We start from the raw sequence: 20,547 nt of genomic DNA on the forward strand, positions 1-20,547 counted from the left end.
ATGATCGAAAAACTTCTCGATGCGTCGATACGCTTTCGCTGGGGTGTTGTGCTTCTCACCCTTGTCGTCTCGGTTTATGGTATCACCCAGCTTCTCAAGCTGCCGATCGATGCCGTCCCGGACATCACCAACAAGCAGGTCCAGATCAACACGGTCGAACCCGATCTCGGGCCGCTCGACATCGAACGCCTCGTAACCTTCCCCATCGAAACCGCGATGGCGGGCATCCCGGGCATTCAGGGCTCGCGTTCGATCTCGCGCAACGGATTCAGCCAGGTGACGGTGATTTTCGACGATCGCACCGATCTCTATTTCGCGCGCCAACAGGTCGCCGAGCGGCTGGCGCAGGCAAAGGGCACCCTGCCCGAAGGGGCCGAGCCGCAGATGGGGCCGGTGTCCACCGGTCTCGGCGAAGTGCTGATGTATACGGTCGATTTCGCGCCTGCCGCCAAGAGGGCCGATACCAGCCGTGCGGGGAAACCGGGCTTCCAGCCCGACGGCACCTATCTGACGCCGTCGGGAGAGATCCTCTCCGATGAGGTCGCGAAGCTGGGTTATTTGCGATCCGTGCAGGACTGGATGATCCGGCCGCAGTTGCGCTCGGTGCCGGGTGTCGCCGGCATCGATTCGATCGGTGGCTATGAAAAGCAGTTCGTCGTCCAGCCCGATGCGACGAGGCTGGCAAGTTATGGCATAAGCTTTTCCGAACTCGCGGAAGCGCTCGAACGCGCAAATATTTCGGTCGGAGCCAATTTTGTCGAACGCGGCGGCGAGGCGTTCCTCGTGCGCGCCGACGGGCGTATCCGCACGCTCGACGAAATCTCGCGCGCGGCGGTGGCGAGCCGGGGCGGGGTTCCCGTCCTGGTCAGCGATGTTGCGGCGGTGCGGATCGGCGGCGAGCTCCGGACCGGCTCGGCCTCCGAGAATGGCAGGGAACTGGTCGTGGGCACCGTGCTGATGCTCGCGGGCGGGAACAGCCGGATCGTCGCGTCCGATGCCGCCGAACGATTGCAGGAGGTCGCGAAGTCGATGCCGCCCGGTATCGTGGTAAAACCCGTGCTCGACCGCTCGCAACTGGTCGACGCGACGATCGGCACGGTCGAGAAGAATCTTGCCGAAGGCGCGCTGCTTGTCGCTGCAGTGCTGTTCTGGTTGCTCGGCAACATCCGCGCGGCGATCATCGCGACGCTGGTCATTCCGGTCTCGTTTCTCGTCATGGGAACGGGGATGAACATCACCGGGACGTCGGGAAACCTGATGAGCCTCGGGGCGCTGGACTTCGGCCTGATCGTCGACGGGTCGATCATCATCATCGAGAATTGCCTCGGGCGGCTGGCTGCGCGGCAACATCGGGAAGGCCGGCTCCTGTCGCTGGACGAACGGCTCGACGAGGTGTTCGAGGCCTCGCGCGAAATGATCCGGCCAACGATCTATGGCCAGGCGATCATCTTCCTCGTCTTCGTTCCGCTGCTCACTTTCACCGGTGTCGAGGGCAAGACCTTCTCGCCGATGGCAATCACGGTATTGCTCGCCCTCGCGGGTGCTTTCGTCGCCTCGCTCACCTTCGTCCCGGCGATGGTGGCGCTGCTCATTCGCGGCAAGGTCGCCGAGAAGGAGGTCCGCGCGATCGCTTGGATGAAGATTCGCTACGAGCCCCTGCTGAAGCGCATTATCGCCCGCCCCTGGCCGTGGATCGGTGCGGGCGGCGGGACCTTCGCGGCCGCCTTGCTGGCGTTCGGCATGCTCGGCAGCGAGTTCATCCCCGTACTCGGCGAAGGCAATCTCGCGATGCAGGCGCTCCGCATTCCCTCGACCTCGCTGAACAAGTCGCAGGAGATGCAATTGCAGGTCGAAAAAGCGGTGTCGAAACTGCCCGAGGTAGCGTTCATCTACTCGAAGACCGGCACGGCGGAGGTCGCGAGCGATCCGATGCCGCCCAATGCCTCGGACACCTTCATCATCCTGAAGCCGCGCGCTGACTGGCCCGACGGCGTCCGCACGAAGGATGATGTGATCGAGCGGGTCGAGACAAGGCTGAAGCCGCTCGTCGGCAACGCGTTCGAGATCAGCCAGCCGATCCAGCTTCGCTTCAACGAACTGATCGCCGGCGTGCGCGGCGACATCGCGATCAAGCTGTACGGCGATGATCTGGACGAGATGGGTCGCGCGGCGCAGCGGGTGGCGGCGATCCTGAACGGCATTCCGGGCGCCGCCGACGTCAAGGTCGAACAGATCACCGGCTTCCCCGTGCTCGATGTCCGGTTCGACCGCGACGCCATCGCCCGCTACGGCCTGACGCTTCAGGATGTAAGCGATACGGTCGCCGTTGCGCTCGGCGGGCGCGAGGCCGGGGCCGTGTTCGAGGGCGACCGGCGGTACGACATCGTCGTGCGGCTCGACCGGGCAGCGCGTGACGATCTCGACGCGGTGGCGGCGCTCCCCGTGTTCCTTCCGGGCGAGGGCGGGACGCGGGCCTCCGTGCCGCTCGGCGAGCTTGCCAGTTTCGGCTTCTCCGAAGGCCTGAACCAGGTCAGCCGCGAAAACGGCAAGCGGCGCGTTGTCGTCCAGGCCAATGTTCGCGGCAACGATCTGGGCTCCTTCGTTGCCGAGGCACAGGAGAAGGTGGGCGCCGGGGTCAAATTGCCGCCGGGAAGCTTCATCGAATGGGGCGGACAGTTCGAGAATCTGCAGGCGGCCTCGGCGAGACTGTCGATCGTCATCCCGGTCATCTTTGCCGCGATCTTCGGCATTCTCTTCATGGCGCTCGGCGGGGTGCGGCAGGCGATAGCAGTCTATTCCGCCATTCCGCTGGCACTGGCTGGCGGCGTTTTCTCGCTGCTGCTGACGGGTCTGCCCTTCTCGGTATCGGCGGCGGTCGGCTTTATCGTGCTTTCGGGCGTGACGGTGCTCAATGGGCTGGTCGTCATGTCGAGCATCAACCGGCGCATCGATGAAGGAAAGGCGGTCGATGTCGCGATCGGCGAAGGCGTCATGGAGCGCGTGCGCGCGGTGCTGATGACCGGCATCGTCCCGGCCATCGGCTTCGTGCCGATGGCGCTTGCGACCGGAACCGGCGCCGAGGTGCAGAAGCCGCTCGCGATCGTCGTAATCGGCGGGCTGGTCACTTCGACCCTGCTCACCTTGTTCGTATTGCCTGCGATCAGCCATCTGCTGCTTCGCGGTCGGGACGATCGTCCGGAGCCGACCGGATAGGAGATCCGTTCTGATGCGACCCATGTGCTGCCGCCGGCCATCCCCCGTGCGGAACCGTAATCGGGGACGCTCCGTTTGTGACGGACGGCGGCAGCAAAAGAGGACGAGATGGCTAGCGACGATCGTGCGTCGACATTGTGGATGGTCGAACACACCAGGCGGATGGGACTTGGCTCGCTCAGCATCCTGATTCGCAAGCTGCTCAATCACAGCCGGCTGTCGGCGGACGACCAGAGTGCGATCGCTGCGCTCCCGCACAGCGTTCGTCGCGTCGAGGCCGGCGATACGATCCTGCGCGAAGGCGATCGCGCCGATATCTGCCCGGTCCTGCTTTCGGGCTTCGTCTATCGCCAGAAGGTCGCGTCGGACGGCGGGCGTCAGATCGTCGCGCTCAAGCTGCCCGGCGATGCGCTCGATTTCCAGTCGATCTATCTGCATGTCGCCGACCATGATGTGCGTGCGCTGACCCCGGCGCATCTCGCGCTCGTGCCGCTGACGGCAATCGAACAATTGACGGTCGCGCGTCCCGCCATCGCCCGCGCGGTGCTCGTCGACATCCTGATCGAGGCGTCGATCGCGCGCGAATGGCTGCTCAATATCGGCCGCCGCGATGCGCTGGCGCGTCTCGCCCATCTTCTCTGCGAGCTGCATGACCGGGCGAACGATATCGCGACCGAGCGCACCGGCAATTTCAACGTCCCGCTGACGCAGGAGCAGCTCGCCGACCTGCTCGGCCTGACCCCGGTTCACATAAACCGGATGGTCCGCAAGCTCGAACAGATGGGTGCGATCGGCCGGCCTTCGCGCTCGCTCACGATTCTCAATTTCCCGAAGCTGGCGGAAATCTCGAATTTTTCATCGGCTTATCTTCATCGCGGCGATCCGGGCGCCGCCTGACCGGTGCCTGTTCGTTTTCAGGAGCAGCGGTTCCAGCCTGCCCCGCGGACCGCGCGGCCCGGCGTCGCGCCGCTCGGTTCGCCATTCTTCAGCACCGCAACGCCGTTGACGAAGACGTCGCGCATCCCGGTCGCATATTGGTGAGGCTGTTCGAAGGTGGCGTGGTCGGCGATCGTTGCCGGGTCGAAAACGACGACGTCGGCATAATAGCCGGGCTTCAGCGCGCCGCGCTCCGCAAGGCCGAGGTTCGTCGCGGGAAGGGTGGTAAGCCGGTACACCGCCTGCTCGAGCGGGATCAGCTTCTCGTCGCGGACATAGTGGCCGAGCAGGCGGGCGAAATTGCCATAGGTGCGCGGGTGCGAACCCGATTTCAGGAAAACGCCCTCGGCCGACTGCGACGCCGCGTCCGACCCGAAGCTCATCCACGGGAGGCGGACCTGCTTGCGGACATTGTCCTCGGACATCAGGAAATAGACGGTGCCGACGCGCGAGCCGTCCTCGATGACGAGATCCATCGCGGTCTCTTCGGGCGTCTTGCTGCGCATCGCGGCAACCTCGGCAAGCGTCTTGCCGGTAAGCGGCTTCAGCTTCTCGTTCTTGAATCCGGTGAGGATCATCTTGTCGGCGCCGGCGCCGAGATAGAGATTCTCCCAGTCGCTGCCCGGCTTCCTCATTTCCGCGGCGACGCGTGCGCGGGTGGCGGGGTCCTTCAGCCGCTCGATCCACGCTTCGAGCCCGCCCGACTGCACCCACGTCGGCATCGCGGCGTCGAGTCCCGTGGCGCCGGCGGTATAGGTGTACATGTCGGTCGTGATGCGCAGCCCCTCGGCGCGCGCGGCCTCGATCTTCTTTACCACCGCGTCGAACTTGCCCCAGTTGTCCCGGCCGGCCATTTTCAGGTGATAGATTTCGGCGGGCGCGTTCGAGCGCCGCGCGATCTCGATCAGTTCGTCGACCGCTTCCTCGAGCCGGTCGCCCTCCGAACGCATATGGCTGATGTACATGCCGCCGCATTTGCCCGCTTCGCTCATCAGCGCGACGAGTTCGTCGGTTTCGGCATAGGAGCCGGGAGCATAGATGAGCGAGCTGCCGACGCCGAGCGCACCCTCGTTCATCGCCTGCCGCACGAGCAATTTCATGCGCGCGAGCTGTTCGGGGGTCGGATCGACGTCGTCCTCGCCGAGTTCGTGGACGCGCACCGTCGCGGCGCCGACGAAGCTCGCGACATTCGGCGCGATTCCCCGTTTTTCCAGCCAGGACAGGTAATCGCCAAGGCTGGTCCAGCCGATGTCATATCTGATGTCGCCCTGCCGCTCGGTTTCCTGTCGTTTCATCGTCGCGTTGAGCGGGCCCATCGACCAGCCTTCGCCCATCACCTCGAGCGTGACGCCCTGGCGGATGTCGCTCTGGCTGCGCGGGTCGGCGATCAGCGATTCGGTCGCCCAGCTCAGCATGTTGATGAAGCCCGGCGCGACCGCCATTCCCCCGGCGGAAACCTCGGTGCGTCCCTTGCCGTCGACCTTGCCGATCGCGACGATGCGGTCGCCCTTGATTGCGAGGTCGCCGACGACCGGTGCCTTGCCCGAGCCGTCATAGATCGTGCCGCCGCGAATCACGACGTCATAGGCCGGCTCGGCGGTGCGAGCAGCTGCCGGCGTCGACAGCAGTATGGCGATGAGGGGGAGGGCGAAGGTCCGGCGGGCTGTCATTGCGTATCTCCCCATTTTCCGTCAGCCGTGGAGGCTCATCAGCGAGTCCATCAGCCCGTCGTCGGCGCTCGAGCAGACGCCGAGTACGAGCGCTTCCTCGCACCCTTCGGCGACGACATAGGCGTGCCCCATCGACGAATCGATGTAGATGCCCTGGCCGACCTCCAGCGTGACCGGATCGTAGAATTCGCTGTGCACCTCGATGCGCCCCTCGAGGACATAGATGAATTCCTCGCCCTGGTGATGGACGAGTTCGCCGAATTCGCTCGCGCTGTGCGCGCGGATGCGCGTCAGGATCGGGATCATCCGTTTCTGGCGGAGATCGGTGCAGAGATAGTGGTAGTCGTAATTGTCGGTCGTCACCCGTGCGGCGCGCTCGATCGTCCCGATGCTCCTGCGGCCGGTGACGCGCGGCGCGCTTTCCTCCTCATCCTCGGCAAAGAGGTCGGACATGCGAATCTTGAGCCGCTGGCTCAGCTGCTGGAGCTTGTCGTAGCTCAGGGTCAGCCGGTCGTGCTCGACCTTCGACAGGGTCGACACCGGAATACCCGACTTCGCGCTCATCTCCTTGAGCGTCCAGCCGTTTCGCGCGCGGATGCCCTTCATCACGGCGCCCAGTGTCGGCGGGCTCGTTCGGTCCGCCATCAGAAATTCCATTCCATATTTGACAATTTTCCAATCAGGATCATTATGTCCCCATCGGGCCAACAGATGTTGGTTCCTTGGTAAGGGGTCGCGCGGCTTGCTGCAAGGGTCAGCGAGAGCGCCAACGAAAAGGGGACGATGATGCGTTTCATCCGCAAGCTGATGATCGGGCTCGCCGCGCTCGCCACGGTGCCGCTGGCGGCACAGGGCCCGGCTCCGCAGGCGCCGGCAAAGAAGGCCGAGGCGACGCCGCTGCCGCCCGCAAAGCCGGTGGAGACCGCCAGTCTCACCCCCACCGATCTCGAAGCATTCCTCGACGGCTTCCTTCCCTATGCCCTCGAGCGTGCGCGCATTCCGGGTGCCGTGGTGGTCGTCGTCCGCGGCGATCAGGTCGTGCTCGAAAAAGGCTATGGCTTCTCCGACGTCGTGAAGCGCAAGCCCGTCCTGCCCGAGACGACGCTTTTCCGGCCGGGATCGGTGTCGAAACTCTTCACCTGGACCGCGGTGATGCAGCAGGTCGAGGCGGGCAAGCTCGACCTCGACAAGGATGTGAACAGCTATATCGACTTCAAGATCCCGCCCTATCAGGGCAAGCCGATCACGCTGCGTAACATCATGACGCATACCGCGGGCTTCGAGGAATCGGTGCGCTATCTGATCAGCAACGATCCGAAAGCGGTGATGGCGCTCAAGAAGCAGATGCCGCTCGCGCTACCCGAGCGCGTCTTTGCGCCGGGCACGACGCCCGCCTATTCGAACTATGCCACCGCGCTCGCAGGCTATATCGTCGAACGCGTCAGCGGCGAGACGTTCGACGATTATGTCGAAAGCCACATCTTCAAGCCGCTCGGCATGGCGCATTCGAGCTTTCGCCAGCCGCTTCCGGCGAACCTCGTTCCATTCATGTCGGGCGGCTATCCCGACGTCACGCAAAAGGCGCGGCCGTTCGAGATGGTGATCCCCGCGCCTGCAGGCAGCCTTTCGGCGAGCGGCGCGGACATGGGCAAGTTCATGATTGCGCATCTGAACGACGGTGCGGGGCTGCTGAAGCCCGAAACCGCGAAGATGATGCACGATTTCAAGGCGCCCGGCGTCGGCCCGCTCAACAGCATGGCGCTCGGCTTCTACGAACAATGGGTCAACGGGCACCGGGCGATCGCGCACGGCGGCGACACCGTGTGGTTCCATAGCTATCTGTGGCTGTTCCCCGATGCCGATGTCGGCGTCTATATCTCGATGAACAGCCCCGGCAAGGAAGGGGCGGCAGGCGCGGTGCGCAGTGCGCTCTTCCATAAATTCGCCGACCGCTATCTGCCCGGCCCGGCGCCGACCGGACAGGTCGACGCGAAGACCGCGCAGCAGCACGCACAGATGATGGTCGGCAATTACGTCACCAGCCGCGGCTCGTTCACCAATTTCCTGAGCCTTCTCGGGCTGCTCGGCCAGCCGACCGTGTCGCTGACCGAGGACGGCAAGATCAGCGTTCCCGGACTCGACGGCCTCGGCGCCGGCGCGCGCGACTGGGTCGAGGTCGAGCCGTTCGTGTGGCGCGACACCGGAACCGGAGAGCGTCTTGCCGCCGAGGTGAAGGACGGCAAGGTCGTGCGCTGGAGCCTCGACGCCGGCTCGCCCTTCATGGTGTTCGAACCCGCGCCGACCGGCACCAACGCGGCATGGCTGCTCCCGGCGCTGATCGCGGCGCTCTGCCTTGCCGCGCTGGCGGCGCTTGCCTGGCCGACCCGCGCGCTCGTCCGCCGCAGCTTCAGGGCCGAGTTCGCGCTCGAAGGCAAGGCGCGGCGCGCCTATCGCCTGTCGCGCGCCTTCGCCTGGCTCGTGCTTGTGGCTGTGGCAGGCTGGATGGGACTGGTCGCGGCCTTCTCGGCCGATATCGGCAGCATCGGCGGCCCGCTCGACTGGCTGATCCAGCTTCTCCGCGTCCTGACCCCGATCGCCGCCTTCGGACTGCTGATCAGCGCTGCCTGGCATCTGGTGCTGTGTTTCCAGGGCAAGCGCAAATGGACGATGAAGCTTGGGGCCGTGTTGCTCGTGCTTGCGGGACTGGTCCTCGCTTGGGTCACGGTCGTCTTCCATCTCTATGGTTTCGGGATGGTCTATTGATGGCGACGCAAAGCATGCGCGAACTGACGCTCGACCTTCGGGTCGAGCGTTTTCCCTATCATCAGCCGTTCCGCATCTCGGGGCACGTCTTTACCGAAACGGCGCTGCTCGTCGCCGAACTGTCGGACGGCGATCATGTCGGTCGCGGCGAGGGCGCCGGGGTCTATTATCTCGGCGACGATATCGACCATATGCTGGCCGAGGCGTCGCGGGTGCGCGGGGCGATCGAACGCGGGGCGACGCGCGAGCATCTGCAGGCGCTGCTGCCGCCGGGCGGCGCGCGCAATGCGCTCGACTGTGCCTTCTGGGATCTCGAGGCGAAGCAGAAAGGGCGGCCGGTCTGGGATCTGGTCGGGCTCGAAGCGCCGAAAGCGCTGCGTTCGACGCTGACGCTCGGCGCCGACGGCGCGGGCAATATGGCGAAGGCGGCGCTCGCGATCGATCCCGAGGCGCCGGTGAAGGTCAAGCTGACCGGCGACCTGTCCGACGATATCGCGCGGATCGTCGCGATCCGCACGGCACGGCCCGACGCGTGGATCGGGGTCGATGCCAATCAGGGCTATGATCGCAGGACGCTGGAGGAGCTTCTTCCGGTACTGGTCGACACGCGCGTCGCGCAGCTCGAGCAGCCGCTCCGGCGTGGACGCGAGGCCGATCTCGACGGGCTCAAACGGCCGCTGCCTTTCGTTGCCGACGAAAGCGCGCTGTCGCTTGCCGACACGGCGTCGCTCGTCGGGCGCTTCGATGTCGTCAACATCAAGCTCGACAAATGCGGCGGCCTGACCGAGGGGCTCGCGATCGCGCGGCAGGCGCGCAAGCTCGGCCTCGACGTCATGGTCGGGAACATGATGGGGACCAGCCTGTCGATGGCGCCATCTTACCTGGTCGGGCAGCTCTGCGACATCGTCGACCTCGACGGGCCGACCTTCCTTGCGTGCGATCGCGAGCCCGGCGTCGAATATCGCGCCGGCATGATCCATTGCCCGGCAGAAATTTGGGGCGAATAGCAAGCAGATGTCCTAAACGGGTTGACAATTTTCTGATTAGGACAATAGTCTCTGAATTGTAATTTCGGGAGGTAGGAACGGGATGGCAGTGTCATTCCCAGTGACGCGCCGCGCGATCTTCGCGGGCGCGGTCGGCGCCGCTTTGTCCGCGCCGATGATCAACCGGGGCGCTTTCGCTTTCGCGGCGGCGCCGGCGAAGGCCTATTCGCGCCGCGCGGTCGATCTCGTTGCCTCCTCGCTCGTCATCGACATGCTCGCGCCGCTCAAGATCACGACGTCGGAAGATTATGTCGCGCACCGGCTGACCGACGCGGAGGCGGCCGAGTTCAGGGCAAGCGGGATCACCGGTTTCCACAATGCCTACGGGCTCGGCGGCCCGAATGCGAAGGCGCAGGCGATGGAATATCTCGCCGGGTGGCAGGGGTTCGCGGGACGCAACAGTCACGTCTTCACGCTCGTCGACACCGTCGGCGATTTCGACCGGGCGAAGGCCGACGGCAAGGCTGCGGTCATCATGGGCATCCAGAACGCCGACCAGTTCGAAACGCCGGATGACGTCGCGCTCTTCCGCCGTCTCGGCCTCCGCTGCGCACAGCTTACCTACAACAGCCAGAACCGCATCGGGTCGGGCAGTACCGAGCGTGTCGACGGGGGCGTCAGCGACTATGGCGCCGCGATCATCGCCGCGATGGAAAAGGCGCATATGCTCGTCGATGTCTCGCACTGCGGGGACAGGACGACGCTCGATGCGATCGAGATTGCCAAGGGGCCGATCGCGATCACCCACAGCAACGCCCGCGCGCTGATCGATCATCCGCGCGTCAAGACCGACGCTGCGATCAGGGCGCTCGCGGCAAAGGGCGGGGTGATGGGGATCAGCGGCGTCCGCAATTTCGTCCGTGCGAGCGATCCGACCAATGTCGGGCACATGGTCGACCATATCGACCATGTCGCGAAGCTCGTCGGGGTGGATCACGTCGGCATCGGGTCGGACGCCGATCTCAACGGCTATGACGATATGAAGCCCGCCGAATATGCGCTGCTGAAGCAGGGCTACAAGGACAGCTACGCCTTTCGCGACAAGATCGACATCGACGGCTTCGACCATCCGAAAAAGGTCTTCGACCTGACCGAGGAGCTGATCCGTCGGGGCTATTCCAATGAAAACATCACGGCCGTGCTCGGGGGCAATTTCCGCCGCCTGCTCGGTCAAGTCTGGGGGTAAGACGATGAAAAGAGCATTTCTGATTGCCGGCAGCATGGCTGTCTTGGCCACCGCGATGCCCGCTTGGGCCGACGAGGGCACGACCGAAGACCAGAACGACATCGTCGTTACCGCGCAGAAGCGCGAACAGCGGCTGATCGACGTACCGCAATCGGTCAGCGTCGTGTCGGGCGATGCACTGGAAAATATCCAGGCAACCAGCTTTTCGGACTATCTGAAACTTGTTCCCGGGCTTCAGCTCAACCAGACCACGCCGGGCTTCGGCCGTCTCGTGATCCGCGGGGTCAACACCGGCGGCGTCGCGTCGACCGTTGCCATCTATCAGGATGAAACCACCTTCGGGTCGAGCAGCGGGCTCGTCAACGGTGCGATCCTGGCGGGCGACTTCGACACGTTCGATGTCGATCGCATCGAGGTGCTGCGGGGACCGCAGGGCACCATCTATGGCGCGAGTTCGATGGGCGGCGTGCTCAAATATGTCATGCGCAAGCCCGATACCGGCGGTTTCGAGGCGCGTGCGCGCGGCAGCATCGAAACGACCAAGGGAGGCGACGAATCCTATCTTGGCAGCGCGGTCGTCAATGTGCCGCTCGGCGACACGCTCGCCTTCCGCGCCTCCGGCTTTTACCGCGACTTCGGCGGCTATATCGACTCGATCGGCACCGGCGGGTCGGACGTCGAGAACAATATCAACAGTTCGAAAAGCTATGGCGGCCGCGCGTCGGTGCTGTTCAAGCCGAGCGAAGGCTTTTCGGTCCAGCTCGCCGCCTATCTGCAGAATCTGAAGACCGATGCGTCGAACAGCGTCGACAGCGATCCGGCGACGGGCCGCACGCTCTATGGCCGTCTGTCGCAGTCGCAGTTCGTCCCCGAAGGAACCGACGTCCGTTACCGCGTCTATAGCGGCGTGGCCGACGCCGATCTCGGCTTTGCGAACCTCGTCTGGGCCACGAGCTACAGCACGCTGTCGCAGAATTTCCGCGGCGACCTGACGACGCAGTTCGGAGGATTGATCGAAGCGGTGTTCGGCACGCCCAACGATTTCTACCAGGGGCAGCTGACGCGGGTGAAGCGCTTCACGCAGGAAATCCGGCTGCAGTCGCCCGAAAGCGACGCATTCGAATGGCTGGTCGGCGGCTATTACACCCGCGAGCGCGGAGTCATCGACCAGACCTTCAACGCGGTACAGCCGGGCACGCTGACGCCGATCGGCGGCCTGCCGCTGCTGGGCGTCGCCAACATCCAGTCGCGCTATCGCGAGCTGGCGGGCTTTGCCAACGCGACGATCCACTTCGGCGAGCGCTTCGATCTGACCTTCGGCGGTCGCTACAGCGGCAACAAGCAGTCGGCGCTGCAGGTTTCCGACGGCGTCCTTGCAGGTGGCCCGCAAACGCTGCCCGTCGCCCGATCGTCCGAAAATGTCTTCACCTTCTCGGTCGCGCCGCAGTTCGAGGTCAGCGATCAGGCGACCATCTATGCCCGCGTCGCCAAGGGCTTCCGCCCCGGCGGCCCGAACGTTCTCGCGCCGGGGGCGCCGCCCGAGCTGGGCTCCTATGGCTCGGATTCGCTGATCAGCTATGAGCTCGGCGTGAAGGGCGAAACCGTCGACCGCAGCTTCTCGATCGACATCGCCGCCTTCTATATCGACTGGAAGGACATCCAGGTGTTCGGGCAGGTCAATAATTTCGGCATCAACTTCAACGGCGGCAAGGCGAAGAGCCAAGGTCTGGAATTCACGACGACGCTGCGCCCGACGCAGGGGCTCAGCTTCTCGATCAACGGCGCCTATACCGACGCCAAGCTGAAGGACGACACCCCGCCGCAGGTCGGCGGCCTGAGCGGCGATGCGCTGCCCTACACCCCCAAATACAGCGTCGGCGCCAATGCCGACTATGAGTGGGAACTGGGCGGCGAGACCAAGGCCTATGTCGGCGCGTCGATCCGCAGCCTGTCGAAACAACCGGCGGCATTCGACTTTGCCTTCCGCAGCGCCAACGGCCGTCAGCGTTACCTGCCGTCCTATGAGGTGGTCGATCTGCGCGCCGGGGTCGACTTCGGCAAATATTCGCTCGAACTTTATGCGAAGAACCTGACCGATGCCGAGGGCAAGACCTCGCTGGAGGCGCCCGCGAACATCCCGCTCGGCGCCGCCGGCACCGCGGTCATCCGCCCGCGTACCTTCGGCGTGACACTGACGGCCGGCTTCTGACGGCCCATAGGAGACGAATGACCATGGCCACCGTGCTGCAACGGCGTGCTGACGCCGGACGGGAGGGTGTACCCACCTTGCCGCAGCCTTACCTGCTCTTCCTCGGCGATACTGTCGAGGCGGGCTATGCCAAGACCGCCTTCGGGCTCGCCGACTGGGCGGGCGACCGCTGCGTCGGCGAACTGGCGATCGCGGGCTGCACCGTCACCACCGGCCTGCCGCCGATGTCGCCCGCCGAGGCGGCGGGGGCAGGGGCGAAGGCGCTGGTGATCGGGGTCGCCAATCAGGGCGGCATCATCGGCGATGCGTGGGTAGCGGTGCTGGTTCAGGCGATGGAGGCTGGGCTCGACATCGTCAGCGGGCTACACACCCGGCTGACGAGCGTCCCCGAACTGGTCGAGGCGGCGCGGCGCACCGGGCAGCGGCTTATCGACGTCCGCACGCCGCCGCCGTCGATCCCGATCGGCAACGGGCGGAAACGCAGCGGCAAGCGCCTGCTGACGGTGGGCACCGACTGCGCGCTCGGCAAGAAATATACCGCGCTGGCGCTGCACCGCGCTTTCGTGGCGCGCGGGATCGACGCAGACTTTCGCGCGACCGGCCAGACGGGCATCATGATCGCGGGAGGCGGCATGCCGATGGACGCGGTGGTTTCGGATTTCGAGGCGGGAGCAGCGGAGATGCTGAGCCCCGACGCCGCGCCCGGCCACTGGGACCTGATCGAGGGGCAGGGGTCGATCTTCAACCCCGCTTATGCCGCGGTCTCGCTCGGCCTGCTCCACGGCAGCCAGCCCGACGTCTTCGTCGTCTGTCACGATCCGACGCGCAAGGTCATCCTCGGCATGGAAAGCTTTGCGCTGCCGACGGTCGAGGAGGTCATCGACCTGACGATCCGCCTCGGCAGCCGTACCAACCCCGCGATCCGCTGCGGCGGGATCAGCCTCAACACGTCGAGCTTCGACGCCGACAGCGCCGAGGAACTGATGGCGGCAGAGCGTCAGCGGCTGGGGCTGCCGGTGACTGATCCTATCCGCGGCGGCGCATCCTTCGACGCGCTTGTAGAAAATATTCTCGCATGATGGTGGGCGAGACGGGCGGCAGGTCGAGCTGGTTCCAGCGCTTCCTGCTGCCCGGTTTTGCGCTCAAGGCCGTCATCATCGGTGGTGGCTATGCGACGGGACGCGAGCTCGCCGAATATTTCGTACCCTCGGGACCATGGGGCGGGCTGGCCGCGATGCTGCTCGCGACCGTCATCTGGAGCGTCGTCGCGGCGCTGACCTTTGCGCTCGCGCGCAAGCTTGGCGCCTATGACTATCGCGCCTTCTTCAAGAGTCTGCTCGGCCCCGGCTGGATCGCGTTCGAGGCCGCCTATGTGATCTTCGTCATCCTGATCCTCGCGGTGTTCGGCGCCGCGGCGGGGGCGATCGGCGCGGCGACCTTCGGCTGGCCCGAGCTTGCCGGCGTCATCCTGCTCGCGGTGTCGATCGTCGCGGTCACCGCCTGGGGCACGGGCGTGGTCGAGCAGATGTTCAAATATGTCTCGATCCTGCTCTACACCGTTTACGGCCTGTTCCTCGTCCTCGCGCTCGCGAGCTTCGGCGGGCTGATCGGGCAGGGTTTTGCCCATGCATCACCACCGTCGGGCAACTGGATGGCGGGCGGTATCACATACGCCAGCTACAATATCGTCGGTGCGGTCGTGATCCTGCCGGTGCTGCGCCATTTGACCAGCCAGCGCGATGCGGTCGTCGCGGGACTGATCGCGGGGCCGCTCTCGATGCTGCCCGCGATCCTCTTCTTCGTCGCGATGATGGCCTTCTATCCCGCGATCGGCGCCGAGACTTTGCCGTCGGATTTCCTGCTCCGCCAGATGGCGATGCCGTGGTTCCATGTGCTGTTTCAGGTGATGATCTTCGCCGCCCTGCTCGAAAGCGGCGCGGGCGCGGTGCATGCGATCAATGAGCGCATCTCGGGCGCGGTCGAAAGTCGCGGGCGCCCACCGCTTTCGCCGCAAGCGCGCGCGATCATCGGCGCGGTGATCCTGACCGGCTGCATGTTCGTTGCCGGCGAGATCGGCCTCGTCGACCTGATCGCCAGCGGATACCGTTTCCTCGCCTGGCTGTTTCTGGCGGTCTTCGTCGTCCCGCTCATCACCATCGGCAGCTGGCGCTTGCTGCGCGGCTCATCAATTCCCCCAATGGAGGCCTCGGCATGAAACCCATCCGTCTGCTTGCCCTGTCGCTGATGCTGTCCGCCGCGACGCCGGTCTGGGCCGATCCGCCCGCCGACATCGTTCAGAGCGTCGAGGCGCTTCGCCAGAAGATCGGGGCGCCGGGCGTATCGATCGCGATCGTCGAGGACGGCAAGACGACGCTTTCGCGCGGCTGGGGCGTGCGCAAACTTGGCGAGAAGGCGCCGGTCGACGCGCAGACGATCTTCCAGACCGGATCGACCGGCAAGGCGATGACCGCCGCCGCGCTCGCGGTGCTCGTCGACGAAGGCAAGATCGCGTGGGACGATCCCGTGATCAAGCATATGCCGTGGTTCCGCATGAACGACCCGTGGGTGACGCGAGAGATCACGATACGCGACCTGCTTGTCCACAGGAGCGGGCTGGGGCTGGGGCAAGGCGATCTGATGTTCGTGCCGCGCACCAACCTGACCCGCAAGCAGACGGTCGAACGCGTCGCCCATCTCAAGCCCAAGACCAGTTTCCGCTCGGCCTATGCCTATGACAATATCCTCTATGCCGTCGCTGGACAGCTGATCGAGGAAGTCACCGGCCAGCGCTGGGAGGATTTCATTCGCGCGCGGGTACTGCGTGCGGGCGGCATGAAGAATGCGACGAGCGACAGCGAGGAGCGGTTCGCCGTTGCCAACCGCTCATGGCCGCATGCGCGCCTGTCGGGGCCGCTGCGCGGGCTCGGCGATCAGCAGGCGCTCAACGAGCGCGACGAGCTCGGGCGCAACGGCGCCCCCGCGGGCGGGCTGGCGCTCAGCGCCGACGATATGGCTGCCTGGCTCAAGATCCAGCTCGCGCATGGCGCGCTGCCCGATGGCAAGCGCCTCTTTAGCGAGAAGCAGGCCGCCGAGATGTGGGCACCGGTGACGCCGATGCCGATCACGCAGCTGCCCGACCAGCTCAAGCCCGCGCAGCCGACGCAGCAGGCCTATGCGCTCGGCTGGCAGGTGCAGGATTATCGCGGCCACCGCATCATTTCGCACGGCGGCGGGGTCTTCGGGTCGATTACCCGCGTCGTGATCATCCCCGACAAGAATGTTGCCTTCGCGATCATGATGAACAGCGAGGAAAGCGGCATGCTGCTCGGCCTTACATACGAACTGCTCGACCATTATCTGGATCAGCCCGACTATGGCTGGACCACCAAATGGCAGGACTGGTACGCGGCGCGGCTCGAGGGTGGCAGGGCCTTTCTCGAGCAGAAGGCGGCCTCGCCGGTCAAGTCGGGGCCGTCGCTGCCGCTTACGGGCTATGCCGGGCGCTACCGCGATCCCTGGTATGGCGATATCGTGATCGGGCAAGGTGCGAATGGCGGTCTGACGATAGACTTCACCTCGACCCCGCGGATGGCCGGACGCCTCGAGCATTGGCAATATGACAGCTTCGTCACCAAATTCGACGATCCGGCGATCGAACCGGCCTATGTCACCTTCAGCCTCGACGCTGACGGCAAGGTGACGGGCGCGAAAATGAAGGCGGTGAGCCAGATCGCCGACTTCAGCTGGGATTATCACGACCTCGACCTGAAGCCAGTGGAGGACAAGAAGTGAAGCGTATCGCGATCCTGCTGATGGCGACCGCGCTGACGGCCTGTTCGACCGGCGGCGACAAGCCGAAGGCGCCCGAAGCGCCGCTGCATAGCCGGATGCTCGTGCTCGACACGCATCTCGACACGCCGCTCCATTTCGAACGCGCGGGCTGGAATTTCGCCGACCGTCATCCGCTCGCCGACGACATGGCGCAGCTCGACATACCGCGGATGAAGGACGGCAATCTCGATGGCGGTTTCTTCGCGATCTACACCGAGCAGGGGCCACTGACCGCGAAAGGCTATGCCGATGCATTGGCTTTCGCGCGGGGACGTTCGGACCTGATCGACAGGACCATCGCGGCAAACTCGGGGGCGATCGCGCCGGCGCTGACTGCGGCCGATGCGCTGCGGCTGAACAAGGAAGGCAAGCTGATTGCCTTCAAGTCGATGGAGAACAGCTATCCGCTCGGCGAGGACCTGTCGCTGTTGCAGGAATTCTACAACAAGGGTGTCCGCCTTGCGGGGCCGGTGCATTCGAAGGACAACCAGTTCGCCGACAGCGCGACCGGCGAGGGGCGCTGGAAGGGGCTGAGCCCGCTCGGCAAGCAATGGGTGGCCGAGATGAACCGGCTCGGCATCGTGATCGACGCGAGCCACGCGTCCGATGCGGCGTTCGACCAGATCCTCGCGCTGTCGAAATATCCGGTCCTGCTGTCGCACTCGAGCCTGCGATCGGCCTACAATCATCCGCGCAACCTCGACGAGGGGCGGTTGAAGGCGCTCGCGGCTAAGGGCGGCGCGATGTGCATCTCGACGATCTTCATGTCGGAGATGAACATGTCGCCCGCGCGCGCCGAACTGTTCGGCAAATATGAGCATATCGGCAGCATGACCCCCGCCGAACAGGCCGACCTCAACAAGCGCTGGCGCGAGCTCGACAAGACCGAGAAGCTGTGGGCGGTGAATTTCGAGGATTATATGAAGATGGTCCTCCGCGCGATCGAGGTCGGCGGCGTCGACCATATCTGCTTCGGCGCCGACTGGGACGGCGGCGGCGGGCTCGACGGAATCGAGGATATCTCGGCGCTGCCGAAAGTCACCGAACGGTTGAAGGCCGCAGGCTATTCGGACGCCGATATCGAGAAGATGTGGAGCGGCAATATCCTCCGCGTGCTCGCGGCGCAGGGGAAATAGTCAGGCCGCGGCGGCGAGCTCCGCCGCCAGTTCGACCTCGATCACCGCGAACATCTCGCCGAGCTTGGCGGCGATGACGGCCGCTTGCGCCGCGGTCAGGCTGTCGACCGTCACCTCGACCCGCATATGCTGGCGCAGCATCCGCATCCGCATCGTCGACGGGATCATCGCGCGCTGCGCGAAGAAGCCGGCGATGCGGGGAAGCGACTGCGGATCCGGGATAGCCTCGATCCGGAAGCGATGCATCAGGCGGCGACCCGTTCGGCGCCGGCGATGACCTCCTCGGCCATCTCGTCGGCGACGACGGCGGGCGAGCGGCGTTCGCGCGCGGCGCCGTCGAGCAATGCGGCGACGCGCGGCGCGATCTGCGACACGCGATAGTCGACGTCGCTCGCGTCCTCGCCCAGATATTCGGCCGAGACGCTGATGATCCCGCCCGCATTGACGACATAGTCGGGGGCATAGGCGATGCCGCGGTTCATCAGCAGGTCGGCGACCTCGGGCGAGGCAAGCTGGTTGTTCGCCGCCCCGCAGACGAGCTTCGCCTTGAGGCCCCGAACCGCCTCCGCGGTCAGCGCGCCGCCGAGCGCACAGGGCGCGAAGATTTCGGCCTGCACCGAGGCGATCTCGTCGACCCCGACGACTTCGGCGCCGAGGATCGCGGCGAGCCGGTCGCGCCGCGCTGCACTCGGGTCCGCGATCACGAGCCGAGCACCTGCATCGGCAAGGCGGCGGCAGAGGTCGGCGCCGACATTGCCGGTACCCTGTACCGCGACGGTGAGCCCGGCGAGGTCGCTGTCGAGCACAAAGCGCGCGGCGGCGCGCATCGATTCGAACACGCCCCTCGCAGTCCATGGCGAAGGATCGCCGCCCGCGCGGCCTTCGGCAGCGGGAAGTCCCGCGACATGGCGTGTCGCCCCCGCAACCTCCTGCATGTCTTCGACCGACGTTCCGACATCTTCGGCGGTCACGTAAAGTCCGCCGAGTTGCTCGACGGCGCGGCCAAAGGCATGGAAAAGGCGGGCGCGGTCGAAATCGCCTTCGGGACGCCGCAGCACCGCCTTGGCGCCGCCGAGCGGCAGCCCGGCAAGAGCATTCTTGTAACTCATCCCTTCGGCGAGCCGCAGCGCGTCGGCGAGCGCCTCGTCCATGCCCGGATAGCTCCAGAAGCGGCAGCCGCCAGCGCCTGGGCCGAGCGTCGTCGAATGGATCGCGATCACGCCGTCGAGCCCGCTGTCGGCATCGTACAGCCGGACGCATTCGACCGGCGGGGTCAGGCGGGTGGGACGGGCAACCATGAAACTTCTCCCCTGTGGATGAGGTCCGGACAATGGCATTAGCAGGCGGATAAAACTTGCCCGCTTTTCGCCGATATGCGAGAAATGGCGGATTATTTTACCGATATATTTTATAATTCAGGATAAAATGACCGATCTTGATCCCTTCGAGATAAAAATTCTCCGCGAGATGCAGCGCGACGCAAGCCAGACGACGGCCGAGATCGCGGAGCGCGTCGGCCTGTCGGTTTCGCCATGCTGGCGCCGGATCGACCGGCTCGAGCGCGAGGGTTTCATCCGCAAGCGCGTCGCGCTCGTCGACCGGCGCAAGGTCGGGCTCAACGCGCATGTCTTTGCGCAGGTGAAGCTCGACGCGCATGGCCGCGCCAACCTCGACGAGTTCAGCGAAGCGATCCGCAGCTTTCCCGAAGTTCTCGACGCCTATGTGCTGATGGGTACGACCGATTTCATGTTGCGGATCGTCGCAAAGGATATCGACGCGTACGAGCGCTTCTTTTTCGACCAGCTGAGCAAATTGCCGGGGGTGCAGGAAATCAACTCGACCGTGGCCTTGTCGGAAATCAAGGCGACGACCGAATTGCCGCTGCGATGACATACGATCCCGCGCTCGGAGGCGTTGCATTTCAGCCGCGGCGATAAAATATGGGCAGCATGGCACTGCGGACGCATTATCATCTGTTCGAAACCGCGGCGGGCTTCGCCGCGCTCGGCTGGAACGAAAACGGGGTTTGCAGCCTGCGCCTTCCCGCTGCGAGCGCTCATGAGGCCGAACGCGCATTGCTGCGCCGTTTTCCCGAAGCGCAAAGAACCCCGCCCTCGCAACCCGTGCAGGCCGTCGTCGACGCGGCGATCCGCTATTTCGCCGGCGACAGGGTCGATTTCGGAGAGATACCGGTCGACATGGGTGAGCAGGGCGATTTTTTCCGGCGCGTCTATGCGTTGGTTCGCGGGCTCGGCTGGGGCGAGACAACCACCTATGGCGCGGTCGCGAAGGCGCTTGGTGCCGGGCCGGAGTTCGCGCGCGACGTCGGGCAGGCGATGGCGAACAATCCGGTACCCCTGATCGTCCCCTGCCATCGCGTGACCGGCGCCGGCGGCAAGATCGGCGGTTTTTCGGCGCCCGGCGGGTCCATGTCGAAGGCGCGCATGCTCGAGCTCGAAGGGGTGGTGATCGACGCAGCCCCGGCGGTCAGAAGAACGGCGAGCCGCAAGGACGAAGGACAGGCCGGCTTCGATTTCTGAGTGCGTCCGCGCGTGCC

General features: G+C 65.1%; 16 protein-coding genes. 12 read left to right on the forward strand and 4 right to left on the reverse strand.

Annotated elements, in window-relative coordinates; all coding sequences use genetic code 11:
- Complete coding sequence (locus L7H23_RS12545; RefSeq protein WP_237836206.1) at window positions 1-3,213, forward strand: CusA/CzcA family heavy metal efflux RND transporter; 3,213 nt, start codon at window positions 1-3, stop codon at window positions 3,211-3,213.
- A 108-nt stretch (window positions 3,214-3,321) separates the two neighbouring features.
- Entirely contained in the window at window positions 3,322-4,110 is a 789-nt protein-coding gene (locus L7H23_RS12550; protein WP_237836207.1) for a Crp/Fnr family transcriptional regulator, read from the forward strand.
- Window positions 4,111-4,127: 17 nt separating this feature from the next.
- On the opposite strand, the gene L7H23_RS12555 is transcribed toward L7H23_RS12550, so the two are convergent.
- Both L7H23_RS12555 and L7H23_RS12560 read right to left on the reverse strand, forming a co-directional pair.
- Window positions 4,128-5,819: a D-aminoacylase gene (locus L7H23_RS12555; protein ID WP_237836208.1), complete on the reverse strand. Its 1,692-nt coding sequence runs from the start codon at window positions 5,817-5,819 to the stop codon at window positions 4,128-4,130.
- A 21-nt stretch (window positions 5,820-5,840) separates the two neighbouring features.
- Entirely contained in the window at window positions 5,841-6,464 is a 624-nt protein-coding gene (locus L7H23_RS12560) for an XRE family transcriptional regulator (RefSeq protein ID WP_237836209.1), read from the reverse strand.
- Between the two features lie 138 nt (window positions 6,465-6,602).
- Between L7H23_RS12560 and L7H23_RS12565 the strand changes: the two genes are divergently transcribed.
- The 8 genes from L7H23_RS12565 (at window position 6,603) to L7H23_RS12600 (ending at window position 17,990) form a co-directional block, all read left to right on the forward strand.
- On the forward strand, window positions 6,603-8,582 hold the full coding sequence (locus L7H23_RS12565; RefSeq protein WP_237836210.1) for a serine hydrolase domain-containing protein: 1,980 nt from the start codon (window positions 6,603-6,605) through the stop codon (window positions 8,580-8,582).
- On the forward strand, window positions 8,582-9,589 hold the full coding sequence (locus tag L7H23_RS12570) for a dipeptide epimerase (protein WP_237836211.1): 1,008 nt from the start codon (window positions 8,582-8,584) through the stop codon (window positions 9,587-9,589). Before L7H23_RS12565 ends, L7H23_RS12570 begins: the two co-directional genes overlap by 1 nt.
- Window positions 9,590-9,671: 82 nt before the next feature.
- Complete coding sequence (locus tag L7H23_RS12575; protein WP_237836212.1) at window positions 9,672-10,814, forward strand: membrane dipeptidase; 1,143 nt, start codon at window positions 9,672-9,674, stop codon at window positions 10,812-10,814.
- A 34-nt stretch (window positions 10,815-10,848) separates the two neighbouring features.
- Window positions 10,849-13,023, forward strand: a complete 2,175-nt coding sequence (locus L7H23_RS12580) for a TonB-dependent receptor (RefSeq protein ID WP_237836213.1) — start codon at window positions 10,849-10,851, stop codon at window positions 13,021-13,023.
- Window positions 13,024-13,040: 17 nt separating this feature from the next.
- Window positions 13,041-14,102, forward strand: coding sequence for a DUF1611 domain-containing protein (locus L7H23_RS12585; protein WP_237836214.1), 1,062 nt, complete (start codon window positions 13,041-13,043; stop codon window positions 14,100-14,102).
- Window positions 14,099-15,238 carry a hypothetical protein gene (locus L7H23_RS12590; protein WP_237836215.1) on the forward strand — a complete coding sequence of 380 codons (1,140 nt, stop codon included), beginning with the start codon at window positions 14,099-14,101 and terminating at the stop codon, window positions 15,236-15,238. Before L7H23_RS12585 ends, L7H23_RS12590 begins: the two co-directional genes overlap by 4 nt.
- A complete protein-coding gene (locus L7H23_RS12595; RefSeq protein WP_237836216.1) occupies window positions 15,235-16,815 on the forward strand; it encodes a serine hydrolase in 1,581 nt (526 codons plus the stop codon). The genes L7H23_RS12590 and L7H23_RS12595 overlap by 4 nt, the downstream gene beginning before the upstream one ends.
- A complete protein-coding gene (locus tag L7H23_RS12600; RefSeq protein ID WP_237836217.1) occupies window positions 16,812-17,990 on the forward strand; it encodes a membrane dipeptidase in 1,179 nt (392 codons plus the stop codon). Before L7H23_RS12595 ends, L7H23_RS12600 begins: the two co-directional genes overlap by 4 nt.
- On the opposite strand, the gene L7H23_RS12605 is transcribed toward L7H23_RS12600, so the two are convergent.
- Together L7H23_RS12605 and L7H23_RS12610 are read right to left on the reverse strand one after the other, a co-directional pair.
- Entirely contained in the window at window positions 17,991-18,236 is a 246-nt protein-coding gene (locus L7H23_RS12605; RefSeq protein ID WP_237836218.1) for a hypothetical protein, read from the reverse strand. It abuts the gene before it with no gap.
- Window positions 18,236-19,288, reverse strand: a complete 1,053-nt coding sequence (locus L7H23_RS12610) for a Glu/Leu/Phe/Val dehydrogenase dimerization domain-containing protein (protein WP_237836219.1) — start codon at window positions 19,286-19,288, stop codon at window positions 18,236-18,238. The genes L7H23_RS12605 and L7H23_RS12610 overlap by 1 nt, the downstream gene beginning before the upstream one ends.
- 127 nt (window positions 19,289-19,415) lie before the next feature.
- On the opposite strand from L7H23_RS12610, the gene L7H23_RS12615 reads away from it, so the two are divergent.
- Both L7H23_RS12615 and L7H23_RS12620 read left to right on the forward strand, forming a co-directional pair.
- Entirely contained in the window at window positions 19,416-19,880 is a 465-nt protein-coding gene (locus tag L7H23_RS12615) for an Lrp/AsnC family transcriptional regulator (RefSeq protein WP_237836220.1), read from the forward strand.
- Between the two features lie 59 nt (window positions 19,881-19,939).
- Window positions 19,940-20,530, forward strand: coding sequence for a methylated-DNA--[protein]-cysteine S-methyltransferase (locus tag L7H23_RS12620; protein WP_237836221.1), 591 nt, complete (start codon window positions 19,940-19,942; stop codon window positions 20,528-20,530).
- Window positions 20,531-20,547 lie beyond the last annotated feature (17 nt).

It is taken from the genome of Sphingopyxis sp. BSN-002 (genome assembly GCF_022024275.1).
Taxonomy (GTDB): Bacteria; Pseudomonadota; Alphaproteobacteria; order Sphingomonadales; family Sphingomonadaceae; genus Sphingopyxis.

Coding starts and splice junctions, on each gene's coding strand:
- L7H23_RS12545 (WP_237836206.1), top strand. CDS start 1: ATGATCGAAAAACTTCTCGATGCGTCGATACGCTTTCGCTGGGGTGTT.
- L7H23_RS12550 (WP_237836207.1), top strand. CDS start 3,322: ATGGCTAGCGACGATCGTGCGTCGACATTGTGGATGGTCGAACACACC.
- L7H23_RS12555 (WP_237836208.1), bottom strand. CDS start 5,819: ATGACAGCCCGCCGGACCTTCGCCCTCCCCCTCATCGCCATACTGCTG.
- L7H23_RS12560 (WP_237836209.1), bottom strand. CDS start 6,464: ATGGCGGACCGAACGAGCCCGCCGACACTGGGCGCCGTGATGAAGGGC.
- L7H23_RS12565 (WP_237836210.1), top strand. CDS start 6,603: ATGATGCGTTTCATCCGCAAGCTGATGATCGGGCTCGCCGCGCTCGCC.
- L7H23_RS12570 (WP_237836211.1), top strand. CDS start 8,582: ATGGCGACGCAAAGCATGCGCGAACTGACGCTCGACCTTCGGGTCGAG.
- L7H23_RS12575 (WP_237836212.1), top strand. CDS start 9,672: ATGGCAGTGTCATTCCCAGTGACGCGCCGCGCGATCTTCGCGGGCGCG.
- L7H23_RS12580 (WP_237836213.1), top strand. CDS start 10,849: ATGGCTGTCTTGGCCACCGCGATGCCCGCTTGGGCCGACGAGGGCACG.
- L7H23_RS12585 (WP_237836214.1), top strand. CDS start 13,041: ATGACCATGGCCACCGTGCTGCAACGGCGTGCTGACGCCGGACGGGAG.
- L7H23_RS12590 (WP_237836215.1), top strand. CDS start 14,099: ATGATGGTGGGCGAGACGGGCGGCAGGTCGAGCTGGTTCCAGCGCTTC.
- L7H23_RS12595 (WP_237836216.1), top strand. CDS start 15,235: ATGAAACCCATCCGTCTGCTTGCCCTGTCGCTGATGCTGTCCGCCGCG.
- L7H23_RS12605 (WP_237836218.1), bottom strand. CDS start 18,236: ATGCATCGCTTCCGGATCGAGGCTATCCCGGATCCGCAGTCGCTTCCC.
- L7H23_RS12610 (WP_237836219.1), bottom strand. CDS start 19,288: ATGGTTGCCCGTCCCACCCGCCTGACCCCGCCGGTCGAATGCGTCCGG.
- L7H23_RS12615 (WP_237836220.1), top strand. CDS start 19,416: ATGACCGATCTTGATCCCTTCGAGATAAAAATTCTCCGCGAGATGCAG.
- L7H23_RS12620 (WP_237836221.1), top strand. CDS start 19,940: ATGGCACTGCGGACGCATTATCATCTGTTCGAAACCGCGGCGGGCTTC.